At 34.6% G+C, this 24,125-nt stretch carries 24 protein-coding genes; 8 read left to right on the top strand and 16 right to left on the bottom strand.

Annotation, left to right across the window (positions count from 1 at the left end; all coding sequences use genetic code 11):
• The first annotated feature begins 2 nt into the window (after positions 1 to 2).
• Both B8977_RS00185 and B8977_RS00190 read left to right on the top strand, forming a co-directional pair.
• Positions 3 to 1,883, top strand: a complete 1,881-nt coding sequence (locus tag B8977_RS00185; RefSeq protein ID WP_084015258.1) for a monovalent cation:proton antiporter-2 (CPA2) family protein — start codon at positions 3 to 5, stop codon at positions 1,881 to 1,883.
• A complete protein-coding gene (locus tag B8977_RS00190) occupies positions 1,870 to 2,868 on the top strand; it encodes a glycosyltransferase family 9 protein (protein WP_245828368.1) in 999 nt (332 codons plus the stop codon). The genes B8977_RS00185 and B8977_RS00190 overlap by 14 nt, the downstream gene beginning before the upstream one ends.
• On the opposite strand, the gene B8977_RS00195 is transcribed toward B8977_RS00190, so the two are convergent.
• Genes B8977_RS00195 through rpiB form a run of 3 tightly spaced genes read right to left on the bottom strand, consistent with a single transcriptional unit; the run spans position 2,865 to position 6,182 of the window.
• Positions 2,865 to 3,521 (bottom strand): LysE family translocator, encoded by a 657-nt coding sequence (locus B8977_RS00195; RefSeq protein WP_084015260.1) that lies wholly within the window; start codon positions 3,519 to 3,521, stop codon positions 2,865 to 2,867. The genes B8977_RS00190 and B8977_RS00195 overlap by 4 nt on opposite strands.
• Before the next feature lie 22 nt (positions 3,522 to 3,543).
• Positions 3,544 to 5,703 (bottom strand): ribonuclease R, encoded by a 2,160-nt coding sequence (gene rnr, locus B8977_RS00200; protein WP_084015261.1) that lies wholly within the window; start codon positions 5,701 to 5,703, stop codon positions 3,544 to 3,546.
• Positions 5,704 to 5,750: 47 nt separating this feature from the next.
• Positions 5,751 to 6,182 (bottom strand): ribose 5-phosphate isomerase B, encoded by a 432-nt coding sequence (rpiB, locus tag B8977_RS00205; RefSeq protein WP_084015262.1) that lies wholly within the window; start codon positions 6,180 to 6,182, stop codon positions 5,751 to 5,753.
• 529 nt (positions 6,183 to 6,711) lie between these two features.
• On the opposite strand from rpiB, the gene B8977_RS00210 reads away from it, so the two are divergent.
• Positions 6,712 to 7,902: a phosphoglycerate kinase gene (locus B8977_RS00210; RefSeq protein ID WP_084015263.1), complete on the top strand. Its 1,191-nt coding sequence runs from the start codon at positions 6,712 to 6,714 to the stop codon at positions 7,900 to 7,902.
• Between the two features lie 48 nt (positions 7,903 to 7,950).
• On the opposite strand, the gene B8977_RS00215 is transcribed toward B8977_RS00210, so the two are convergent.
• Positions 7,951 to 9,426 carry a hypothetical protein gene (locus B8977_RS00215; protein WP_084015264.1) on the bottom strand — a complete coding sequence of 492 codons (1,476 nt, stop codon included), beginning with the start codon at positions 9,424 to 9,426 and terminating at the stop codon, positions 7,951 to 7,953.
• A 119-nt stretch (positions 9,427 to 9,545) separates the two neighbouring features.
• Here B8977_RS00215 and yiaA point away from each other — a divergent pair, with 119 nt between their 5' ends.
• The 3 genes from yiaA (at position 9,546) to B8977_RS00230 (ending at position 11,649) form a co-directional block, all read left to right on the top strand.
• Complete coding sequence (gene yiaA / locus B8977_RS00220; RefSeq protein ID WP_084015265.1) at positions 9,546 to 10,022, top strand: inner membrane protein YiaA; 477 nt, start codon at positions 9,546 to 9,548, stop codon at positions 10,020 to 10,022.
• A 131-nt stretch (positions 10,023 to 10,153) separates the two neighbouring features.
• Entirely contained in the window at positions 10,154 to 11,254 is a 1,101-nt protein-coding gene (locus B8977_RS00225) for a T9SS type A sorting domain-containing protein (RefSeq protein WP_084015266.1), read from the top strand.
• A 2-nt stretch (positions 11,255 to 11,256) separates the two neighbouring features.
• A complete protein-coding gene (locus tag B8977_RS00230) occupies positions 11,257 to 11,649 on the top strand; it encodes a DUF1801 domain-containing protein (RefSeq protein ID WP_084015267.1) in 393 nt (130 codons plus the stop codon).
• On the opposite strand, the gene gmk is transcribed toward B8977_RS00230, so the two are convergent.
• The 5 genes from gmk to B8977_RS00255 form a co-directional block, all read right to left on the bottom strand.
• On the bottom strand, positions 11,650 to 12,216 hold the full coding sequence (gmk, locus tag B8977_RS00235) for a guanylate kinase (RefSeq protein ID WP_084015268.1): 567 nt from the start codon (positions 12,214 to 12,216) through the stop codon (positions 11,650 to 11,652).
• Positions 12,216 to 13,076, bottom strand: a complete 861-nt coding sequence (locus B8977_RS00240; protein WP_084015269.1) for a YicC/YloC family endoribonuclease — start codon at positions 13,074 to 13,076, stop codon at positions 12,216 to 12,218. Before B8977_RS00240 ends, gmk begins: the two co-directional genes overlap by 1 nt.
• Before the next feature lie 217 nt (positions 13,077 to 13,293).
• Positions 13,294 to 13,593 carry a DUF4143 domain-containing protein gene (locus tag B8977_RS00245; protein WP_084015270.1) on the bottom strand — a complete coding sequence of 100 codons (300 nt, stop codon included), beginning with the start codon at positions 13,591 to 13,593 and terminating at the stop codon, positions 13,294 to 13,296.
• A gap of 252 nt (positions 13,594 to 13,845) precedes the next feature.
• Entirely contained in the window at positions 13,846 to 15,072 is a 1,227-nt protein-coding gene (gene hutI, locus B8977_RS00250) for an imidazolonepropionase (protein ID WP_084015271.1), read from the bottom strand.
• Between the two features lie 107 nt (positions 15,073 to 15,179).
• Entirely contained in the window at positions 15,180 to 15,842 is a 663-nt protein-coding gene (locus B8977_RS00255) for a YceI family protein (RefSeq protein WP_084015272.1), read from the bottom strand.
• A gap of 117 nt (positions 15,843 to 15,959) precedes the next feature.
• Between B8977_RS00255 and B8977_RS00260 the strand changes: the two genes are divergently transcribed.
• The gene (locus B8977_RS00260) at positions 15,960 to 16,928 is read left to right on the top strand and encodes an ABC transporter ATP-binding protein (protein WP_084015273.1); all 969 of its coding nucleotides are present in this window, start codon (positions 15,960 to 15,962) and stop codon (positions 16,926 to 16,928) included.
• A gap of 1 nt (position 16,929) precedes the next feature.
• Here the strand turns inward: B8977_RS00260 and B8977_RS00265 are convergent, their stop codons facing one another.
• From B8977_RS00265 to B8977_RS00280, 4 genes are all read right to left on the bottom strand, one after another.
• A complete protein-coding gene (locus tag B8977_RS00265) occupies positions 16,930 to 17,634 on the bottom strand; it encodes a tRNA1(Val) (adenine(37)-N6)-methyltransferase (RefSeq protein WP_245828370.1) in 705 nt (234 codons plus the stop codon).
• A complete protein-coding gene (locus tag B8977_RS00270; RefSeq protein WP_159447427.1) occupies positions 17,609 to 19,027 on the bottom strand; it encodes a sensor histidine kinase in 1,419 nt (472 codons plus the stop codon). Before B8977_RS00270 ends, B8977_RS00265 begins: the two co-directional genes overlap by 26 nt.
• Positions 19,028 to 19,072: 45 nt before the next feature.
• Positions 19,073 to 19,660: a riboflavin synthase gene (locus B8977_RS00275; protein WP_084015276.1), complete on the bottom strand. Its 588-nt coding sequence runs from the start codon at positions 19,658 to 19,660 to the stop codon at positions 19,073 to 19,075.
• 214 nt (positions 19,661 to 19,874) lie between these two features.
• A complete protein-coding gene (locus tag B8977_RS00280; RefSeq protein WP_084015277.1) occupies positions 19,875 to 20,285 on the bottom strand; it encodes a BrxA/BrxB family bacilliredoxin in 411 nt (136 codons plus the stop codon).
• A 99-nt stretch (positions 20,286 to 20,384) separates the two neighbouring features.
• On the opposite strand from B8977_RS00280, the gene rnpA reads away from it, so the two are divergent.
• Positions 20,385 to 20,765, top strand: a complete 381-nt coding sequence (gene rnpA / locus B8977_RS00285; RefSeq protein ID WP_084015278.1) for a ribonuclease P protein component — start codon at positions 20,385 to 20,387, stop codon at positions 20,763 to 20,765.
• Between the two features lie 157 nt (positions 20,766 to 20,922).
• On the opposite strand, the gene B8977_RS00290 is transcribed toward rnpA, so the two are convergent.
• From B8977_RS00290 to B8977_RS00300, 3 genes are read right to left on the bottom strand one after another with little or no spacing between them, the layout of a single operon-like run.
• Complete coding sequence (locus B8977_RS00290; RefSeq protein ID WP_084015279.1) at positions 20,923 to 21,522, bottom strand: MarC family protein; 600 nt, start codon at positions 21,520 to 21,522, stop codon at positions 20,923 to 20,925.
• A 33-nt stretch (positions 21,523 to 21,555) separates the two neighbouring features.
• Positions 21,556 to 23,325 (bottom strand): BatD family protein, encoded by a 1,770-nt coding sequence (locus tag B8977_RS00295; protein ID WP_084015280.1) that lies wholly within the window; start codon positions 23,323 to 23,325, stop codon positions 21,556 to 21,558.
• On the bottom strand, positions 23,325 to 24,110 hold the full coding sequence (locus tag B8977_RS00300; RefSeq protein WP_159447428.1) for a tetratricopeptide repeat protein: 786 nt from the start codon (positions 24,108 to 24,110) through the stop codon (positions 23,325 to 23,327). The genes B8977_RS00295 and B8977_RS00300 overlap by 1 nt, the downstream gene beginning before the upstream one ends.
• Positions 24,111 to 24,125: the final 15 nt, after the last annotated feature.

Raw genomic sequence — 24,125 nt, forward strand, 5'->3', positions numbered from 1 at the left:
AGATGGGCGGATTTTCAATGTTTCAGGCATTCATTTATCTCTTGGCAGCAATTGTTTGTGTGCCGATTGCAAAACGTTCCGGGCTCGGTTCGGTTTTGGGATATTTGATTGCCGGGGTTTTGATTGGTCCTTATGTTTTGGGTCCATTTTTGGGATTGAGCTCCGGCGAAAGCGGCGAAGACATAATGCACGCGGCGGAATTTGGTGTGGTGATGATGCTTTTTTTGGTTGGATTAGAACTGGATCCAAATGAATTCTGGAAAATGAGAAAAAAAATCGTCGGCATTGGAAGCATCCAGCTTTTCGGAACCATTTTGCTCATCATGCCTATTTGTTTTCATTATTTAAATTTAGGATTTGGAACCTCTTTAGCTATTGGTTCTGCAGTAGCAATGTCATCGACCGCAATCATCTTGCAAACTCTTTCTGAAAAAGGTTTAACCAAAACACCCAGTGGACAATCCAGTTTTGCGGTTCTTTTGTTTCAGGACATCATGGTGATCCCTATTTTGGCGATTTTACCTTTATTGGCTGTAAATGCGACAATTGTTACTGAACATGCCCATGATACACTTTTGGACGGTGCGCCGGGCTGGATGAAAACTTTGGCGATTTTGTCTGCCATCGGGATTATATTTTTTGTAGGAAATTATATTGTCAATCCATTCTTTAAATACATTGCAAGGCTTCAGGTGCGTGAATTGTTTACATCATTTGCTTTAATGCTTGTAATAGGTGTTTCAGTTTTGATGACTTATGTAGGACTGAGCCCTGCATTGGGTGCGTTTATGGCTGGAGTTGCCTTGGCAAATAGTCAATACAAACATCAACTGGAAAGTGACATAGAACCTTTCAAAGCATTGTTGTTGGGATTGTTTTTTATTGCAGTAGGTTCGACAATTAATTTTAATTTAATCATTGATGATCCATTAACCATTCTATTCATGACATTGGGAATTATGACCATAAAAGCGATTGTTTTGTTGGTTGCCGGATGGATTTTCAAATTAAAATTAACCCAAAACATTTTGTTTGTCATGTTGTTATCACAAATCGGAGAATTTGCATTTGTGATTTTAAATTTAACCAATCAATTACAATTAATTCCAAAAGAATGGCATGATTTGCTGTTGGCTACAACGGCTGTAACCATGACAATTACACCTATTTTATTGATGATAAATGAGAAATGGATTGCACCATTAATTGGGATGCGCAAAAGAAAATTCGCGGAAGAAATCGAATATGATTTACCGGAATCCCACAAAAAAATTATCATCGCCGGTTATGGAGATTTCGGAAATACGATTGGACGAATTGTGAAATTTTCAGGTTTTCAGGCTACGGTTTTAGATAATGACAGCGACCGAGTGAATTTGCTTCGAAAAATGGGCTTTAAAGTTTATTATGGTGATGCAACTAATTTAAACGTATTACGTGCTGCAAAAGCAGATGAAGCGCACATTCTGGTTGCGGCAATTGATCCGCCGGAAATCAACAAAAGATTGATAGAAACAGCAAAAGAACATTTCCCTAATTTGAAAATTCTCGTGCGTGCCAGAAATCGTTTTGAAGCTTATGAATTCATCAATGACGGTTTTGACAAAGTGTACAGAGAAACTTTTTATACAGCTTTACAAGCGGGTGTCGATTGCTTGGAACTGCTTGGCGTTTCACACGAGGATGCCGTGAGACAAGGAGAAATTTTCAAAGTGGCAGAGAAAGCTTCATTGAAAAAATTATCTAAACATTCACACAATCTAGAGGAATACATTACGGTTTCTCGTGAAGAAACAGAAAGAATTAGAGCTTTGCTCAATGAGGGAATGAACCTTGAATTGGTTGAAGATGAAATAGAAGAGGAGGATAGTGAAAAAAGATAGCCCATACCGTATTTTGATTATGCGTTTCAGCTCGCTTGGCGATGTTGCGATGACGATTCCTGTCGTGAATGAATTCATTAAACAAAATCCTTATGTGAAAATTACTTTTGTTTCACGTGAAAAATTCAAACCGCTTTTCATTGATTCTCCCAATGTTGATTTTTATGTGGCGGATTTGGATGGAAAACACAAAGGTGTTTGGGGTTTGTACCGTTTGTACAAAGAATTGAGAGAATTGGACATTTATGCCATTGCTGATTTGCACAATGTTTTGCGCACTAAAATTCTCAGGAAATATTTTTCTTCACACGCCATTAAATTTGCTGTTTTAGATAAAGGAAGAGACGAAAGAAAAGCATTGACACGCAAGGAAAATAAAATCAGAAAACAGTTGAAACCGATGACTGAACGATACGCTGATGTATTTCGGGAACTTGGTTTTGAATTGGAATTGCCGCATACATTAATCCAAAATAATTCTGAGAAAGAAAACGCCATCGGAATTGCGCCATTTGCGATGTATGAGGGCAAAATGTATCCTATTGAACAAATGCGCTCAGTTGCACTGAAAATAGCTGAGAAGGGCCTCAAAGTTTACTTATTTGGCGGAAAAGCTGAATTGGAAGAATTGAAATCTTGGGAAAAATTAAATCCAAACATTATTTCAACCGTTTGTCAATACGATTTGAAAGGTGAATTGGAATTGATAAAAAAACTGAAATTGATGGTTTCTATGGATTCTGCAAATATGCATTTGGCTTCTTTGGTGGGAGTGAGAGTAATTTCGATTTGGGGAAATACACATCCATTTGCCGGATTTTTGGGTTATGGACAATCGATGGATGATGTGATTCAAGATGAAACTTTGACAATGCGACCGACTTCGATTTTTGGAAAAGAAGCTTCTAATACAAAGAAAGTCAATTATTTCGAAAATGTTTCTTCCAAATTAATTATTGAGAAAATTGAAAGTTATCTGGATTAAATCGGAAGTTTGTTTTCAATCTGACGGTCGATTTGTTCAAAAACTCCAAATCCTTTCAAAACGACAATTATTCCAAAAATAATTAAAATAAATCCTATCGTTTTCTTGAGATAAAAAATCCTGCGCATCGTAAAACTGTCTTTTACTTTTTGCGCCAAAAAAATCTTTCCTAAATCAATCGAGAAAAATGTTGCAAGGACAATTCCCATATAGAGAAAGGTATCTTCGGTTTTTGGATATTGAATAACAACAGTACTCACAATGAAAAACCAAAATACAATAACACCAATATTTAAAATATTGAGTAAGAAGCCATTCATGAAGGTTCTGAAGTAATTTCGGGTAACGACATTTACATTTCGCATTTTGAAATTGGGTTTGGTGATGTACATAATCAATCCATAAATCAAAATAAAAAATCCCCCAAAAATGTAGATTGAAGGATTGTTTTGAATAGCCAATGCCAAATCTTTACTCCCGAAATAAGCAATGAAAATACAAAGTACATCAGCTGTAATCACTCCCAAATTCAAAGTAATCGCTGCTTTCCACCCACGTGAAACACTGGTTTCCAATAACATAAAGAAAACAGGTCCGATGAGCACGAGGCTTAGGATAAATCCAATCAATATGGCAGAACTAACCATTTCCATACAGTGTGCAAGGTAATGAGTTTTACCCTAACAATTCAAAATCCAATTGCTTATTTCGTAAATCTGCTTTGGCAACTTTGATTAAAACTTTGTCTCCCAGCTGATAAGTGATTCCAGATTTTCTCCCGACAATCGAATAATTTTTCTGGTCAAAATAGAAAGAATCTTCTTCCATATTTCTTAATCTAACCATTCCTTCGCAGCGGGTTTCAGGGATCTCAACAAAAATTCCGTATTCCTGAACACCGGTGATGAAACCATAGAATTCTTCGCCGATGAATTGTTCCATGAATTTTACCTGCATGAATTTGATGGATTCTCTTTCTGCTTCTGTCGCTAATTTTTCTCTTGCCGAACTATGGATACATTTTTCTTCGTAAGGTGCAGCTGCAGGCGATTTTCCACCATCTAAATAATGCTGAAGCAAGCGATGCGCCATCATATCCGGATAACGGCGAATCGGTGATGTAAAGTGAGAATAATACCTGAATGCCAAACCGTAATGCCCCACATTATTATCGGTAGAATATTTCGCTTTGCTCATCGTTCTGACCGCTAAAGTTTCAATCAGGTTTTCTTCAGGTTTACCTTTTACATCGCTCAAAAGTTGATTCATGGATTTAGTGATAGATTTTGTTGTACTCAAATCTAAACTGTATCCGAATTGTTTGATGAACAAACGCAAATCCTGCAATTTATCCATATCCGGATCGTCATGAATCCTGTAAACAAAAGTATTGTTATTTGGCTTCCCGTCTTTATTGGTTGAAACAAATTCTGAAACTTTTCGGTTACAAAGCAACATGAATTCTTCAATCAAATGATTGGCATCTTTGCTGATTTTGAAATAAGTTCCAACCGGATTGTCATTTTGATCCAATTCAAATTTAACTTCGATTTTATCAAATGTAATCGCGCCGTCTTTCATTCTTTTATTGCGAAGAGTTTTAGCCAATTTATCCAAAGTCAAAATTTCATCTTTCATGTCTCCTTCAGCACCTTCGATGATTTCTTGAGCTTCTTCGTAAGTGAATCTTCGGTCAGAATGAATCGCAGTTCTACCGTACCATTCATTTAAAACTTTGGCATTGTCATCCATTTCAAAGACGGCTGAAAAAGTATATTTGTCTTCATGCGGGCGAAGCGAACAAGCGACATTACTCAAATTTTCAGGCAGCATCGGCACCACTCTGTCCACTAAATATACGGAAGTTGCACGGTTGTAAGCTTCTTGTTCTAGCAAAGTTCCAGGACGCACATAATGAGTAACGTCGGCAATGTGAACGCCAATTTCCCAATTTCCATTTTCTAATTTTTGAATGGAAAGTGCATCATCAAAGTCTTTTGCGTCTTTCGGATCGATGGTAAAAGTCGGAACAGAGCGCATATCACGTCGTTTCAAAATTTCAGATTCATGGATTTTTACATCCAATTCCTGTGCTTCTCTTTCTACTTCTTCAGGAAATTGATACGGTAAATTGTATTCCAGCAAAATGGCGTGCATTTCGGTTTTGGTTTCGTCTGGTTTGCCCAAAACTTCTATGATTTGTCCAAATGGACTGTCTGCATCATCGGGCCAATCCAACATTTCAACCACTACTTTGTCTCCCATTTCGGCTCCGTTGAATTTATCTTTTGGAATGTAAAAATCAACGTGAATTGCTCGGCTGTTCATCACCACAAAACCATATTTTCCACTCGGCTGTGGTTCAAAAATTCCTGTAAAAATAGATTTGAATCTTTTTACAATATCAACGATTTCACCCTCTGGTTTGTCCGATTTTCCTTTGAGTTTCGGATATAGATAAACACGAACCATATCGCCTTGCAGCGCATTTTTCTTTTTGTTTTTGGCAATGAAGATGTCATCATCCATTCCATCTACAATTACATAAGCAGAACCGCTTTGCGTGACATCAATCGTTCCAATCAAATAATCTCTTTCCGCATTGATTTTAAATTTTCCCCGGTCAGATTCTTTTATTTTTTTATCAGCCAAAAGTGACTGTAAGTCTTTGATTAATATTTCTTTATCAATTCTATTGGTTAAGTTCAAAGAAGCTGCAATTTGTTTGTAATTCTGAGGTTTCTCAGGATTTTTAAACAATACTTCTATGATTTGTTTGGTAAACTTACCTGAAGTTGACCTTTTATTTTTTGAGTTAAATTTTCTATTTGGCATTTATTTTTCTGTATTACTGTAATAAGCACAATGTATAATGTACTTTTTTAAGAGCAAGCAATTTTAGCTACTCTGTTTTCGTGTCTTCCACCTTCAAAATCCGTGCTAAGAAATGTATCTACCATTTCGATGGCGTATTCCAAAGCTACAAAACGAGCAGGAAGTGCAATGATATTGGCATTATTGTGTTGTCTTGTCAGCCTGGCAATGTCGGTATTCCAGCAAAGTGCAGAGCGGACGCCTTGGTGCTTGTTGGCAGTCATGTTCACTCCTTGACCACTTCCGCAAATCAAAATTCCGAATTCTGCTTCACCGTTTTCAACAGCTGACGCAGTAGGATGGGCGAAATCCGGGAAATCAACAGATTCTGTTGATAACGTTCCAAAGTCCTGAACTTGAAATCCTTTACTTGTTAAATACTCAGCAATTTTTGACTTATAAACAAATCCTGCATGATCCGATCCTATTGCTATTTTCATGTTTTTGGTTTTATTAACACCTAATTTTTCTTAATTTCTTTAACTAATTATAAATCAAGATTTAGTAATTGTAAATTTAATGTTAATAAATGTGCAATTACTTTTGATTGATTTTTTGTCTAATTACTTGCACAATATAATTTCAGTTTTGATTAGAAAATTAACAATATAAAGCAAGACTTATTTTTCATTCTGGCACGGAAATTTTCAACGTACTTATGAATAAGATCAACAATCAATTTATGATCAAATAGGACTTTTAACAATGAACAAAATTTGTTGATAACCCTATAAATTCCTGATTTAAAAACAAAATTAAGCATTATTAATTGTTTAATTCCTTTCCATAAAATTATTTAAAGTTTAGTTATTCACAAATGAACATCGCTATATACACATATGCTTTTCTTTCTTTTTAAATTTTAAAAAAATATAAATATGATTATATGAAATGTGAACAACTAAAAACAGCACGTGAAGAATTATTCTGCTATTTTTGCTCTCAGTAAAATTAATTCTAAATATTCGAATGAAAACAATTGACGATTTTAATTTCCAGGACAAAAAAGCATTGATCAGAGTTGACTTCAATGTTCCGCAAGATGATAATTTGAAAGTGACAGACGATACGAGAATTGTAGCGGCTAAACCAACCATTGATAAAATTTTAAAAGACGGCGGTTCAGCAATTTTGATGACGCATTTGGGAAGACCAAAAGGTGGACCGGAAGATAAATTTTCTTTGAAACACATCGCTTCGAAAGTTTCTGAAATTTTAGGTGTAAATGTCATCGTAGCAAATGATGTTGTAGGTAACGATGCTAAGGAAAAAGCTAAAAACCTGAAGCCGGGAGAAGTTTTATTGTTGGAAAATGTTCGTTTTCATGCAGAAGAAGAAAATGGAGACAAAGATTTTGCTAAAAAACTGGCAGATTTAGGTGATATTTATGTGAATGATGCATTTGGAACAGCACACAGAGCGCATGCTTCGACTGCTGTAATTGCTGAATTTTTTCCAAAAGCCAAATGTTTCGGTTATTTGATGAAACAGGAATTACAAGCAATTGACAAAGTGTTGAAAACCGGAGATGGACCGGTAACAGCAATTTTGGGCGGTGCAAAAGTTTCTTCAAAAATTACGATTATCGATAATATTTTACCGGCTATTGATAACTTAATCATCGGAGGTGGAATGACTTATACGTTTATCAAAGCTCAAGGCGGAAACATCGGAAAATCATTGGTTGAAGATGATAAATTAGAATTGGCTTTGGAAATTTTGAAAGCTTGTGACGAAAATGATGTAAATGTGTATTTGCCTGAAGATAATGTTGCCGCAGATAATTTCAGCAACGATGCCAACAAAAAAGTGGTTAACGTTTATGAAATTCCAGACGGATGGATGGGAATGGATTGCGGTCCGGAAACCAATAAATTGTTTGCTGATGTCATCAAAGAATCTAAAACCATTTTGTGGAATGGTCCTTTAGGCGTTTTTGAAATGGAAAATTTTGCAAAAGGAACGATTGCTTTGGGCGATGCGATTGCAGATGCAACCAAAAAAGGAGCATTCTCATTAGTTGGCGGTGGTGATTCCGTTGCATTTGTGAAACAATACAATTACGACGAAAAAGTAAGTTATGTTTCTACCGGAGGAGGCGCAATGCTGGAAAGCCTTGAAGGTAAAGAATTGCCTGGCGTAGCTGCAGTGATGAATTGATAAAATTTAAATAGAAAATGGATAAAGCACGAAATATTTCGTGCTTTATTACTTTTTAATCAACTCCAAAGTAGCTTCGTAAGGCGTTTTATTTTCTATTTGACAGATTATCCATCCCCAAAAGCTCAAGATAAACGGATCAAGGTTTTCATCAGTTTTAAACACTTTATAAATTTCTTCTTTGAATTTCAAATCCTTGATGATTTCAGGTTTTTTAACCATCGATTCTACCATTGAAACAAAATCCATAACGCGCGTTTCATTCACTTCCCAAAGGTATTTTTTGTAACGTCGTTTGAAACTTTGCAATCGCGAAACTGCGAGTTCCGTATTTTCAAACTGGACTTGAATGAGGATTTCCAACAAATTTTTTCGAATTGTCCAAAGCATTCCCATTTTTTTCTCAAACCAAAAATCTGTGTGATTCATTTGCGAAATTAGCTTCAAAACCTTTCTGTCATTGTGTTGTGCATAAAAAGTAGCAAGCGTTAATTTCAAATCATACAAATCTTCAATTTTATCTTTTTTAGCAGAATTTTTCAATACGGATTCTACTTTGTCCATTGCCATTTTCGAATTTCCGCTGTAGTGAATGTTTAATGAGAAAAGCAAATTGTATTTCAGATAAAATGTTTTGAGATAAGCTTTATTTTTCTTTTGCATCAAAGTTTTCATTTCATCTAAATATTGTTGACATTCCGCAAATTGATTGGTTCTGAAATGAAAATTTGCCAAAAAATAAACAATTTGAATGTGGTAAAAAAGATGATTTTCTGAATTGTCTTTTTTCGATTCTAAAAATTCATAACCTGATTTCACAAAAGGCTCAATCAAAGAGAAATTCTGATGAATATTCCCAAACTCATTTCCAATAAATAAAATCTGATAAAGCGATTTATAAGTGATGATTTCGTTAAAGTTTAAATCCAGTTTTATCAGAATATCATTGATTAAGTTTTTAAAATTAATCACTTTTTTCTCCTGATGAATTTTCTGCAATTCCTTTCTGATAAAAGCATATCCAATGTTCAGCTGGATTTCTTTCTGAATTTGATTGAGGTTGAAATTAATTTTATCAGTCAAATAATTCAAATCCTGATTAGGAAAAAGATGCAGGTAATTTATCTGTGTTTGATAAATTTCATTTAATAAGCTAAATTGTTCTAAATGAATAGCTCTCTCTTCCGCTTTTTTTAAATATTTCAAAGCATCTTTTTCTAAATTATGCTCCAGAAAAAAATTGCTCAAAACCAAAAATCGAAGTGAAGCATGGATTTCATCTGTATTTTTTTCAAAAGTTCGGTTGCTCAAAAATTCAATTAAATTATCGTACAATCTTTTTCGAAGTGCATGGTATGCTTGTTTATTAAAATATTTTTCTTTAATTATATCGTCATTTTCTAAATTTTTAAAATAAGAAATGTTTTTGATGTCTAAACGTTTATTTCTTTTGTTTAAATATCTAATAAATTCCTTTTTATCTTCAGAATTCATAATTGATACGATTTCATAAAGTGAATTCATACAAAGATTATTTTTCTATAAAATTAAAAATATATCGTCAGTTTTTTAAGAATTTTTAATTTTTTATAAATCAGTTCCAACTGAAATTTGTTTCAAATTAATCTTTAAAACAAAAAATTATGGAACCGCTAAATGAAATGAATCAATCAGAAAAAACTTCTTCAAAAAAAAGAAATTTTAACAACGAAAGAAACCCCATGAAACCTACGCCTGCTTTTATCGGTGCATCCTGGTTTGCATTTTTCTTGGGAACCATCAGTTTTTGCATCGGACTTTGGAATGCCGATATTGAACTGAACGAAAAAGGATATTATTTTACGATTTTGCTTTTCGGACTTTTTGCTGTGATTTCCGTGCAGAAAAGTGTTCGGGACAAAGCCGAAGGATTGCCTGTAACGGAAATTTACTATGGTCTGAGTTGGTTTGCCACCATTGCTTCCTTGGTTTTGCTCATTATAGGACTGTGGAATGCCGATATGCTTTTGAGCGAAAAAGGATTTTACGGAATGTCTTTTGCGCTGGGCGTCTTTGCATCGATTGCTGTCCAAAAGAACACAAGAGATGCGAAGTTGATAGATGATAATTCTAAACTTTAGCGGTTTGTCCCTGTGGTATTTAGAAATATATTGCAGGGATTTTTTACTAAAAATTTAATATTTAAACTTTGATTAAAATGCTGGATTTATTTTCAGCATTTATTTAATATATTTAATTCAAATTAAAACTTATGAAAAAAATTCTACTATTGCTTTTCGTTCCGATTTCATTATTTGCTCAGTTTGAAGATGATTATTACATTCTTCAATCAAGAGGAGATGGAAATGAGGTTTCTCTGAAATACGTGAACATATCTACCAACCAAATTTATTCAGATTCAGCATTGAATTTTATAGAATCAGATGATGGTACAAGCAATCCATTTGATGGTGGAATGGTCCATTCACTGACTTACAGTCCTGAAACAAGATCAATGTTCCTTATAACAACAAATTATATTTTCAGACCTATGAGTGGTACCAACCAAGATGTACAACTTGTCAATAAGGAAACAGGAGATTGTACCTTTGTTTTTGCTGCCGGAGGAGATAGTTATTTTGATGACGATAGTTCAGGAAGCTTTGGTTTAAATATAAATAATGATGGGAAATATGTTTATATAGGTTTGTACAGTGCATGGGGAAATACAAATAGAAAAATAATCATTACTGATGGAACTCCCGGAAACTCAGAATCATTTGAGATCGATAATTTGGGTTCTAATTATTTTGAAGAAGCGATGGCTTATAATGTTCAAAACGGATTGCACTATTTTATAGGTAAAAATACCCAAAACCAAAACTTCCTTTACTCTATCAATACTTTCTCGGGAGAAATTAACACATATCCTATCAATACGGGAAATAACCAAAACCTGTATATTTTAGCGATGACTTTTTCGACTGGCCTTAATAAAATTTTGATTGCCGACACGAACTCCGGAAAAATATTTACCTTAAATCTAAATGGAGGAAATTTGGACTTGTATAAAGAAACAGGTTTGTTAAATATTACAGGAATTGTTAGTGTTCATGATTTATTATCAAATGTTGAATTTGAAAATCAGGGAGAAATTAAAATTTACCCAAACCCTGTAAAAGAAAATCTGCATTTAGAAACAAGTGCGCAGATTGAAAAAATTGAACTTTTCAATATTATTGGTCAAAAATTGAAAGAATTTAATTTAAACTCGAAAACTTTGAATTTATCTAAAGAATCCAAGGGCATTTACATTCTCAAAATCCAAATGAAAAACGGAAAAGTTGAAACCAAGAAAATCATAAAAAACTAAATATGATTTCTGAAATTCAAAATTACCATGATGATTTAACCGATTCAGAAAAGGAAATCTGCAATTTATTGTATGAATTAATTGAGGAAAATTTACCAGAATCTGAATACAAAATCTGGCATGCACATCCGGTTTGGTTTTTGGAAGGAAATCCGATTGTCGGTTACAGCAAACAAAAACCTGGAATTCGGCTGATGTTTTGGAGCGGAGCGGATTTTGATGAGGAAAATTTGTCCAAAAAAGGAGAAAAATTCAAAGATGCATCAATATTTTATAATTTTGTGAATGAAATTAATTCAGAAGATTTGAAATGCTGGCTCGGAAAATCAATTGAAATCCAATGGGATTATAAAAACATTGTGAAACGAAAAGGTGTTTTGGAAAGGTTAAAATAATTAATTCAAAAATCCTGAAATCAAATCCACAATTTCCTTTTTGCTTTTCTCCAAATCTTCATTCACAAGAATCGTATCAAATTTCGACGCCAAAAGAAGCTCCTTTTCAGCCTTTTCTACACGCATCTGTAACTTGTCTTCACTTTCGGTATTGCGTGCGCGCAAACGTCTTTCAAGCTCCTCAACCGAAGGCGGCATGATGAAAACGGAAAGTGAATTTGTAGGATAGATATTTTTCAGGTTAATTCCACCATCGACATCAATATCAAAAATCACAGATTTACCTTTAGCCCAAATTCTTTGAATTTCAGATTTCAAAGTTCCGTAATAAGAACCGGCATAAACTTCTTCCCATTCTGCAAATTCTTGATTTTCAACTTTTTGTTTGAATTCTTCTGCAGAAATGAAATAATAATCTTTTCCATGAATTTCATTTTCTCTTGGACCTCTGGTCGCACAAGAAACAGAAAATTCAATAGAATCTAAATTTTCCAACAAATGCTTTACCAATGTAGTTTTTCCGGCGCCTGACGGAGCGGAAACGATGATTAATTTTCCAGAGCTCATTAAAGAATATTCAAAACCTGTTCTTTCATTTTTTCCAATTCATCTTTCATCTGAACGACCAATTTCTGCATTCCGGAATGATTCGATTTAGAACCCAAAGTATTTATTTCACGACCGATTTCCTGCGTGATGAATCCCAATTTTTTACCGCTGAATTCTTCGCCACTCAAAGTTTGAAGAAAGTATTCACAATGGTTTTTCAAACGAACTTTTTCTTCTGTAATGTCCAGTTTTTCAAGGTAATAAATCAATTCCTGTTCAAAACGATTTTGATCGTATTCAGTGGTTAATTCACCCAAATTTTTGATAAATCTCTCTTTCAAAGTCTCAATTCTTTCTTTTTCAAAAGGTTCAACTTGTTCCAATAAATTGAGAATCGAATTGTTGCGTTGAATGAATTCCTGTTCCAAAACTTTTCCTTCGTCCAAACGGAATTGTGTCAAATTTTCAATCGCTTTCAAAATCATTTCAACCGCTTGGTTCCACTCATCTTCTTCGATTTCTTTACAAGTAAAAGTCATTACATCGGGCAGACGCATAACAATTGTAAGAAGCTCAGCATCAGAAGCATCAGGAACGATTTGTTTAAATTCGCTGATGTAAGCTTTGATGATTTCAGGGTTGATTTGCTGTGCTTTGTTGACAGCATTGGATTCCGTATTGATAGAAAAATCAACTTTTCCTCGTTGTAATTTCTCAGACAGTAATTTCCTGATTTCCAATTCTTTCTCTTTGTACAAAAAAGGAAGACGCGTATTGAGGTCTAAACTTTTGCTGTTGAGCGAACGAATTTCTACCGTAATTTTTTTGTCAGAAAATTCTGCTACGGCTTTTCCGTAGCCTGTCATCGATTGAACCATTGTCGATTAGATTTAAATGTCAAAAGTACATAAAATCTTTATACCAACGTTTCATCCTTCCAAAGCCTGAGTGGGTTTGTATTGTCGTTAAGAATATTTATATGATTTTTAAATAAAATTTCATAAAATAAATTACCAATAATTCTGATTGTGAATTACTTGAGTTACAACAGGGTCATAAATATTGACAAAGCTTTTGGTAAACCGCACTTTTTGGTTAGCACTGTATTTGATTTCGGAGTCCTAAATCCCAAAGATAAACTTTTCGTACCTTTTTAAGCTCATTATCCTGATTTTTACTGAAAGTATTTAATCGGAAAACAATAAAGTTTTTTTCGAGAATATCAACATATTTTTCTACCGTAAGACGGTTGATTCCTAAATCATTACCTAAAGAAGAATAATTTATTTCACTTCCTATAAGGAATGCGAGCATTTGAACCAGCCGTTGTAATGTGGATGATTTTTTAATTCCTTCAAGATTAAAACTGTCTTTGTATAAAAATCCTTCTGCCAAATCCTTTAGGATTTTCTCTTCTCCAATAGAAGTGAAATGTCTGGTTCATCTCCGTTTAACCAAAGAAATTCCTGTCCACTTACGATTTCTTTTATCAATGAAAATTTTCCAACCTGTCTGGCTCCAAACAAAATAATAGCTTTCCCTCTGAATAAAACTTCTTGGATGTTTTGGTATTCAATTCTTTTATATTATTGAAAATATCAAAAAAGTATAATTTTATATGATTATAATATCATATTGTTATGTTTTTTAACCAATATTTTTCCCATTTTTCCAAACACTATTTGGTTTCATTTGTCCCTGATAATAAATAATATCTCTAAAATCATTGGTCGGAAACGAAACAAAATCGGCTTTTTTACCCGTCTCCAAAATTCCTCTGTCAGACAAGTTCAATGCTTTTGCCGCGCGAAACGTAATTCCAGAAAGGATTTCTGCCATTGATAATTTTTCAAAAGTGGCTAAAATAGAAGCTTGTGTAACCAAATCACCCATCGGTGCTGAACCTGGATTCCAATCCGAAGCAATTGACAAACAAACTCCGGCATCCAAAAGTTTTCTCGCAGGTGTGTATTGCATTCCTAATCCTATGGATGCACCTGGCAAAGCTGTTGCAACGACATCAGATTTCGCTAAAAATTTGATTTCTTCTTCTCCTGAAAATTCCAAATGGTCAGCGCTCAATGCGCCAAATTCAACTGATAATAAACTTCCGCCCGGCGTGAATTGATCAGCATGAATCGTAATTTCAAAACCTTGTTCTTTGGCCTTTTGTAAATAAATTCGGCTTTCTTCCACCGAGAAAGCAGATTTTTCCGTAAAAATATCGACTCGCTTAGCGAGATTTTTTTCTTTTAAAACCGGGAAAATTTCATTGACCAATAATTCTAAATATTCGGAATTTGTTCCTTCAAAATCCCGTGGTTTCATGTGTGCACCCAAAAATGTTGAAATGATGTCGGCTTTCGATATAGATTTGACTTCATTGATGGCCTCCAACATTTTGATTTCATCTTCGATGCTGAGTCCGTAACCACTTTTGATTTCGGTCGTTGTAATTCCCTTTTGGAGTGAAATATTCGCTTTTTCTAAAGTAGATTTTACTAAATTTTCCTTGGATTCTTTTCTTGTATTGGTCACTGTACTCCAGATTCCGCCACCGCTTTCAGCAATTTCCAGATAGGTTTTTCCATTTAATCGCATCGCAAAATCTTTCGAACGATTTCCTCCAAAACAAATGTGTGTATGACTGTCGACAAACCCAGGAAGCAGAACATTATTTCCTTCAATTAATTCAATATCAGCATTTTGAAATTCATTTTTTAATGAATTAAAATCGCCTGCTTTTTTGATTATTTTATTTTCAATGAGAACTCCTCCGTTTTCGATTATTTGCAATTGTTCGTCTTTGACAGCGCCTTTCAAAGGAATTCCTGCAAGTGTGATGATTTGTGAAAATGGACCGATTAATTTCATTTAAAAATGTTTAAAGTTTTGCGTTCAAGGTTTAAAGTTAAGACTTTTCATAAAAACAAAAAGTCCCGAAACATTTCGGGACCTGGGCTCAAATTGTAAAACAATTATTATTTTTTGTCAGCTGTAACATCTAATTGCAACAAAACATCGTCCTTGATGATTGATCCGCCACCACCTTTGAAAGTGATTCCGAAATCTTGACGGTTGATTTTGAATTCTTCAGATTTGATCGTTACTTTTCCAGCTTCTTCTTTTACGTTCGCTTTGAAAGTCACGTTTTTAGGAACTCCTCTGAAATCCAAGTTTCCTGAAATTTCAGTGTTGTAATCACCTGTATCTAATTTAGTTACTTTCGTGATTTCAAATTTAGCTTCCGGGAATTTTTCAACATCCAAGAAATCACCAGATTTCAAGTGTCCGTCCAATTTTGCTTTTTCATCAGGTAAATCATTTTTGTCAGCGCTTTCAAACGTAGTCTGGTCAGCAACAAAGCTTCCTGATTCCAACACACCGTCTTTTACAGTTACAGTTCCTGATTTCAATTTTACAGAACCATAGTGTCCTTCTTCAGGCTTAGAAGTATCTTCATAGATTTTTCCACCTTTCCAGCTAGTTGAACTTACCGCTGTATTTACAACATATTCTGTTGCAGTTTCAGATGCAGTTGAAGTTTCCTGAGCGTCTGTAGCTTCTACAGCGTCTTTTCCTCCGCCACATGAAGCAAGAAATGTCATCCCGATAACAGATAAAGTTAAAAGTACTTTTTTCATTTTTTGTAAATTTTAGGCAAACTTAGCTCAAAAACCCTGCCTAAATTGTTGATGTATGGTAAGGAATTGGCAATCTAGGCGAAAAATGTTTAGTATTTTTGCAACATAAGCGAAACAATGTTAGAAATCCGGCAATTAGGTTTTAGTTTTCATGAAAATCAATCGATTTTAGAGGACATCAATTTTGAGGTTAAAACTGGTGAAATTTTATCAATTTTGGGTGAAAGCGGAAGCGGAAAATCTACCTTGCTTAAATTGATTTACGGTTTGGAAGATACTGTTTCGGGAGAAATTTTCTACGAAAGTGATAAAGTTACCGGACCAAAATTTAATTTGGTTCCAGGAAATTCTAAAATGAAATTTGTTCCGCAAGAATTTGATTTGTTAGATTCCATAAATGTCTCTGAAAATGTAGGCAAATACCTGAGTAACTTTGATCTACCTTTAAAATCGGAAAATACAAAGAAAGCGTTGAAAGTTGTCAAAATGGATAGTTTTGCAAATCATTTTCCTTCGCAATTAAGTGGTGGACAACGACAAAGGGTTTCAATTGCGAGGGCGATTGCCACGAATCCTAAAATGCTTTTGCTCGATGAACCTTACAGCCATTTGGATCAGCCTTTGAAATTTGAAATCCGCAAAAATATTTGGAATTGGGCAAAAGAAACGAATTGTACGGTGATTTTGACGACGCATGATGTCAATGATGCTTTGGGATTTTCAGATAAAATAATAATTCTGAAAAATGGAAAAATCATTCAAAATGATTCTCCGGAAAATTTGAGAAATAATCCTGAAAATGAATATGTTGCGAGTTTGTTAGGTGAATATTCTATTTTGAATGCTGACGAAATGTGGAATTTATTTCAAATTAAAATTTCAGAAACCCAAAAAGCAATTATTTATCCGGAAGAAATTTCAGAAGACGAATCAGGACAAGAATTTGAAATTTCAGATGTGAGATTTCGTGGCAGAGATTATTTAATTGAAACGATTCATAAAAATTCAAAACTTAAATTTTATTCAATATTAATTACTGAAAATCAATTTGTTAAATTAAAAATTAAAAATTTCAGATTGATATGAATTACATTTTCAAATAAAAATCTTTCGTCAGTGAAATGTAATCTGCTGTGTAAATATTTCTTGAAATTTCGATGATTAATTCATCCATTTCTATTTCTAATTGTTTTCTGGAAAATAGCATCAAACTGCGTTTGAAATCTGCATTTTCATTTCCTTTAACCCGCGTAATTTTTTCCGGAAATAAATTTAATTTTATTGATAGTTTGACGAAATGATTTTCTGATTCAAAAGGAATTACCACCGCAAATTTTCCATTTGAACTTAATAATTTTTCAGCATGAGAAATCAAATCTTCAAAACTTAAATCTGATTGTTGTCTAGCGGTATTTCTGGCAGAATTTTCTTTGTGTGTGAATTCAAAAAATGGCGGATTACTGACAATCAAATCAAATTTTTCTTCAGAATTAAATTCTTGCAAAGAAGAATGGATTACTGAGCATCTTTCTTTGAAAACACTTTCAGAAATGTTGAACCAAGCTTCTGTGAAAGCGTTTTCATTAATTTCTATTCCTGTCAATTTAGTTTGTGGAAATCGTTGCGCCAACATCAATAATATCAGTCCAGTTCCGGTTCCGATGTCTAGGATTTTTTTTGGATTTTTAGCATTTGCCCAAGCGCCAAGCAAAACGCCATCTGTTCCGATTTTCATGGCAGATTTTTCCTGAAGAACCGAAAATTGTTTAAACCTGAACAAATGACGACTCATTCAAATAAGGAAGTTTGATTGTAAATTCAGTTCCGCGGTTTTCTTCGCTGTGGTAGCGGATTTCGCCATTGTAATCTTCAATGATTTTTTTAACCATTGCGAGACCCAGACCTGTTCCGCCTGTCGTTGTTGTGAATTTAGGCTCGTAAATTTTTTCACCCAATTGTGGCGGAATTCCAATCCCATTATCAGAAATGCGGATGATGACCCAATCTTTTACTTTTTGGAGCATGACCGTTACTTCGGGTTTTCTATCGTTTGGAATCGCCTGAATTGCATTTTTGGTTAAATTGGTAACAATTCGGATGAGGTAAATTTTATCAAAATAAAGCGGAAGTTCATCAACCAAAGGTTTGAAAGTGATGATATTTTCAGGGAAAATTTCAAGAGAAGTCCGGATGGTATCGACAACTTCAATCTTTTCATCTTTTCGCAAAGGCATTCGCGCAAAGTCAGAAAAAGCCTCAGCGATCGCAGACATGGTGTCAATTTGGGTGACCAAAGTATCTGATAAATCATTTAATTTTTCAACTGAATTCGAGTCGTTTGGGTCATATTTTCTTACATAATTCTGAATCATCATACGCATCGGCGTGAGCGGGTTTTTGATTTCATGCGCAACTTGTTTTGCCATTTCGCGCCATGCTTCTTCACGTTCAGTAATTGCCATCATGTTGGATTGCTGATTAAGTTTTTCCAACATTTCATTGTAAGCATCCACTAAACCTTTTAATTCATCATTGTGTTTGTAAATAATTGGTTTGTTGTGAATTACAACGTCCGTTTGTTTAATTTTGGAGGAAATTACTTTTATTTTTCTGGTAATTTGATTTGCCATCAGCCATGATAAGAATCCGCCTGCAATTAAAATAAAAAGCATAATCCACCCAAAGCGTTGTAATAAAACATTCATATCTTCTTCAAACAGATGATTGTCAGCTTTGTAAGGAAGGTTAATAATGGCGACAGGTTCGTTTTTGAAATTATTAATGTATTGATAGGTAGTTAAGTAAGTTTTCCCTTTTGCTAATTCAATAGGGATTTCAAGATATTCTAAATTTCTAGAAAGACTGTCTAAAACTTTTTGAGGCAAAACGCGTGAAGGAATTGTTCCAGGCTCTGTTGTTAACATCAAATTTCCTCGTGTGTCAAAAACATTGATGTCTATTTTGTGAATGTCAGAAATTCCTAAAATTACATTTTCAAAAACATCATAAACATTTTGATCTGTTGCTAAATCAGGATAACGATCTAATTCATAGTCAATTGCAGCGATAACTTCTTTTTCTTTACTTTTGAGAAGATCTTCTGCATATTTATGATTTTGTTGTCGGAAATTATAAATTGTAATTATCAAAATGGAAACGGACGTCAATAGAATTACTAAAAACATCGCGGCAAAAATCCTTTGTGATAGTTTTAATCTCCTGAACATTAGTTATTTATTCATAAGTCTTTTAATATATTTTCCGAGTATGTCAAACTCTAAATTCACAATATTTCCGGATTTCAGGTTTTTCAAATTGGTATGCTCCCAAGTGTAAGGAATTATAGCAACCGAAAACTCACCGACCGAAGAGTCTACAACCGTAAGGCTGATACCATTCATACAAATTGAACCTTTTGGAACTGTCACATTTCCGGAATTATTTTCGTCGTAATTTATTGTTAATAAATAACTTCCGTCAAAATCCTCTATCGATTTCAAGACTCCTGTCTGGTCAACGTGTCCTTGCACGATGTGGCCATCGAGCCTATCGTTCAACTTCATACATCGTTCCAAATTTACCAAATCCCCAATCTTTAAATCATTAAGACTGGTTTTGTTAAGCGTTTCATCGATGGCGGTAACTTTGTATTTGTTTCCTGAGATTTCTACAACAGTTAAGCAAACTCCGTTGTGAGCAAGGCTTTGGTCAATTTTTAATTCGTTTGTAAAATCACATTTCAACCAAAAATGTTTGTTATTTTGGTCAGATTCTATGCGTTTTACGATTCCTGTATTTTCAATAATTCCTGTGAACATTTTGTTTGAGTATATTATAAGGATTCCTATCAGGTCTGATATATGAAAATTCAGCCCGATTAAATTTTATTAAAACAAATATGAGTAATGGAGATTTGGATTAGGTTTAATTTCATTAAAATAAATTTAAAATTACAAATTAAATAAGTAATTATAAAAAATGCCCCTTAATTTTTTTGTAAATCAAAGGGCAAAAGTTTTTAAAATGGATAGATTAAACGAACTCTTCGTAAGCGTCCATTAAATTTTCAGCAATTGCTTGCGCCGAATGGCCCTCGATGTGGTGCCTTTCTAACATGTGAACCAATTCACCGTCTTTGAACAACGCAACAGCAGGTGAACTTGGAGGAAATGGCAACAAATGTTCTCTAACTCTTTTCACTGCGTCGAGGTCAAATCCTGCGAAAACCGTTGTAAGATTTGTTGGTACTTTTTCTCCTGAAAGCGACATCAATACGCCTGGGCGGGCCGCTCCTGCAGCACAACCACAAACGCTGTTTACCATTACCAATGTCGTTCCGCTTTTTTTGATGGCTTCATCAACCAATTCAGAAGTTGTCAAATCTTCAAACCCGTTGAAAGTCAACTGCTCCTTCATCGGAATTACTATATCTGCTGGGTACATTTTATTTAATTTTAAATTAGTACACAAAATTACGGGATTCTTTCTGATTAGTTGGAAAGAATTACCTTTGATTTTATTATTGAACCATAACAGGAATTGATGAAGCTGAGCTTTGGGAAAGATAAAAAATTAAAAAGCCAAAAAGCGATTGAAAAAATTTTCTATGACGGGAAAAATTTTCACCGGTTTCCTGTTCGCGCGGTTTATTTTTATGATGCTGATTTAGAGCAAGAATTCAAAATTGGCGTTTCGGTTCCCAAGAAAAAATTCAAAAAAGCGGTTGACCGAAATTTACTCAAACGCAGAATGAGAGAAGCTTTCAGATTAAATCAGGAAAATTTAAAACTTAATGGAAAATTGAATATTATGTTCATTTATTCCGGAAAAGAAATCCTTCCTTACTCAGAAATTGAAAAATCTATGGTTGCTTTGTTCGGTTTTCTAAATTCGATTTCAGACGCGCATATCGAAAATAAATAACACAAAGGATCAAACCACAGATTCCTGCAGCTGTTCCGATTACATAAGGTCTGTTTTCTGTACTGAAAAATCCATCAGAAAAATCAAGGTAATACAGATTGTAACCGAAAGAAAATAAGATAATTGCGAGGACTATATAGACGAAGATTTTCATTTTTTAAAAATTTTGAACAAATAATGCACCGATGTTTGAAACAAATAATTTCACGGCGATCGATAATAAAATAATTCCAAATACTTTTTTGAAAACGGACATGATTCCTGGACCTAATAGTTTTTCCAATCTACCGGCATTTCTCAAAACCAGATAAACGATGACCATGTTGAGGATGATGGCAATGATGATATTGATATCTCCAAATTCCGCTCTCAGCGCAAGAACTGTAGTCAAAGAACCGGCTCCCGCAATCAATGGAAATGCAATCGGAACAATGGAAGCTGCCTGTGGCGCAGTATCTCGGTGGATTTCTATTCCTAGGATTAATTCTAAGGCGATGATGAAAATTACGAATGCACCCGCAACTGCAAATGACTCTACATCTATTCCGATAAACGTAAGGATCTTAGTTCCGAAAAACAAAAAGGAAATCATAATCAAACCCGCAACCAGCGTTGCTTTCTCGGATTCTATGACGCCGACACGGCTTCTGATGTTGACCAAAATGGGAAGACTTCCCAAAATATCAATGACTGCAAACAAAACAGCAAAACAAGTTCCTATTTCTTTGAGAGAAATTTTTGCAAAAAACTCAGCCATACAATTGTATTTGTTGGACAAAGGTACAACGAACTATTTAACAGAAAAAAATTGTTGCACCAATGTTTCGGTTTCCTTGTGTTTAGATTCTAAATCTACGGCGGATGAAGCAAAGGCATATTTCGCTTGTTTGCTTTCCAGCAAAAGGTTTTCCCATTTTTGTGCCAATTCTTCGGAATGAATGTCAGCTATTTTTGAAGCGACAAAATTTTCTGTAAAATCAGATAAATTCGTTTGGGTAAACTTCATTCCCAACTGGGTTAAAATTTCTTCTTGCAATGAATAAAATTCGGAGGCATTATCCGTTTGCGCAAATAATTTCAACTGAACCAGTTTGGATTTAATTTCAGATTTGAAACCATCATTTAATCTCTTTTCAGAAATGACTTTCGGTACTGTTTTGCTTTTTTTCTTTCTGAAAAATAAAAACGCCGACAACGCCAAAATTGCAGCCACAACAATCCAAATCCAATTGTTATTTCCTGAAACAGTAGTAACCACCCTGTCTTTTACTTCCGTAATTTTTTGCGGAACAAATGAAGTAATGCTTGCCGTAGAATCTTTTCTTTGGTGGTCTGTAATCAGCTCATCCTGCGTTAAACTATCTTCTTTTGAAATGACATTTTTCGGCGGTTCAGGACCATCCACTTTCAACACCATCGGTTCGGTGGCGAGCGTTACATATTTTTCTTCTTTCGGATCGAAATAACTGAATCGTATCGGTCCAATGGCATATTGGCCGCCATACTGAGGGACCAAAACCGTATTTTCAACCACTTTTCCGCGCATTCCCGTAGGTCTCGCTTCAAAAGCGTCTCTGCGTTTTGGGGCGTAAGTTTCGATGGTTTCTGAAAGTTCGATATTCGGCGTTTTGATGGTGTTCAAATTTCCGGAGCCGATGATTTCCACTTCCAATTTTACCGCTTCATTGGCTTTGACTTCGTCCTTCGACATCGAAGCATTTAATTTGTAAGTTCCAACTGCACCGCTGTAATTTTTCGGCTTATTTCCTGGTAAATCTTTTACTTTCAATGAAATAGGCTGTGACGTCAACTGAACTGCTTCCGAACCATAATAACCTGATATAATGACTTCTATTGCAAAAGGATCGATTTCAATTTTTCCTGTTTTTTGTGGAAATAAAATATAACGCGCCAATTCCTGAGAGACATAAGTTTGTCCGTTTACGACTTCTTGTCTGATGTTGTCATCTGTTTTTTCACTTACGAATTTCGCTACCAGATTGGCAAAATCAGGTTCTTCATATTTTCGAAGACGATTTAAAATCGAATAATCCCTTGCATAAATTTTCACAATTAAAACCACTTCCTGGTTTACAAAAGGATTTTCTTCCGTAACTTCAGTAGTAAGAAAAACACCTTGTAATCGCTGATTGGGTTTCACTTTGGGTTTTAAGCCTTGTTTTACAGTGATTGTTATAGGTTTGGTTTTGTAACGTTTTCCGTCGATGACCAAACTTGCGGCACCGATGGTATACTCGCCTTCTCTGTCGGCAACGAGAATTACTTCCAATCCGGATTGGTTGAGAATTTGTCCGTTTACGATTTGGAAATTACTTTGCTGGGACTCAGCCAATTGATTTAAGCCATTAAAATCCGGAAGTTTGATGGGTTGGTCAACGCGAAGGTTTCTTTCGTCAGAACTTAAAACAAATTGGATAGAAAATCTTTCATTGACGGAAACTTCAGTTTTATTGGCGCGGGCAGTAAATGAGATTTCCTGTCCCCACAAAACTGCAGAGCAAAAAATTACAAAAAACACACACAAATTACCTCTCATCATCACCAATCTTTTTCTGTATTTGTTCTGACTTTTTTAGCTTTTTGACTGATTATTTTTTTGAGCGTTTCCTGTTCCTGTTGTTCCAGCGCTCTGAGTACACCTTCCTGGTATTCTTTGTTCATCGCATTTCGAGAATCTTGTCCTTTCCCGTCAGAGCCTTTTGTGATTTGCTGGTCTTTGGGTTGATTTCCTTCTCCTTCTTCATTTCCGCCTTGTCCCTGGTTTTGTTGATTGCCTTTATTTTTTTCCTGTTCAGATTCGTTTTTATCACCAGACTCAGGATTTTCTTGGTTTTTATCGCCTTTGTTTTGATCCTTTTGTTGGTCTTTATTTTGATCTTGTTTTTTTTGTTCTTCCAGCATTTTTCTGGCTAACGCATAATTGTAACGCGTTTGTTCATCATAAGGATTGAATCTCAAGGCTTCTTTCAAATTCTGAACAGCTTTTTCAGGTTCATTTTCATCCAGATAAGTTTTACCAATATTGTGAAAAGCTTTGTGTTTATCTGCTTTTGAAGATTTTATGTTTTTAATGATTTTGTAGTAATGTGCACGAGATTCATCATATTTTTTTTGATGATAAAGAGAATTCCCCAAATTGTAATTAGCCTTGATGGAATTAGCGTCTTTGGACAAAGCCTGTTTGTATTGCAATTCAGCTTTGGCGTAATCCTTTTGAGCATATAACTGATTTCCGCCAATGATATAGTCTTTCGCGTCCGACTGAGCACAGACGGAAACAAAAACAGTTACCAAAAAGAAGAAAAACAGTATATTTTTTATCATAGGCATCACCGTAGC

Origin of the sequence: Moheibacter sediminis (genome assembly GCF_900176425.1) — a bacterium.
Lineage (GTDB): Bacteria > Bacteroidota > Bacteroidia > Flavobacteriales > Weeksellaceae > Moheibacter > Moheibacter sediminis.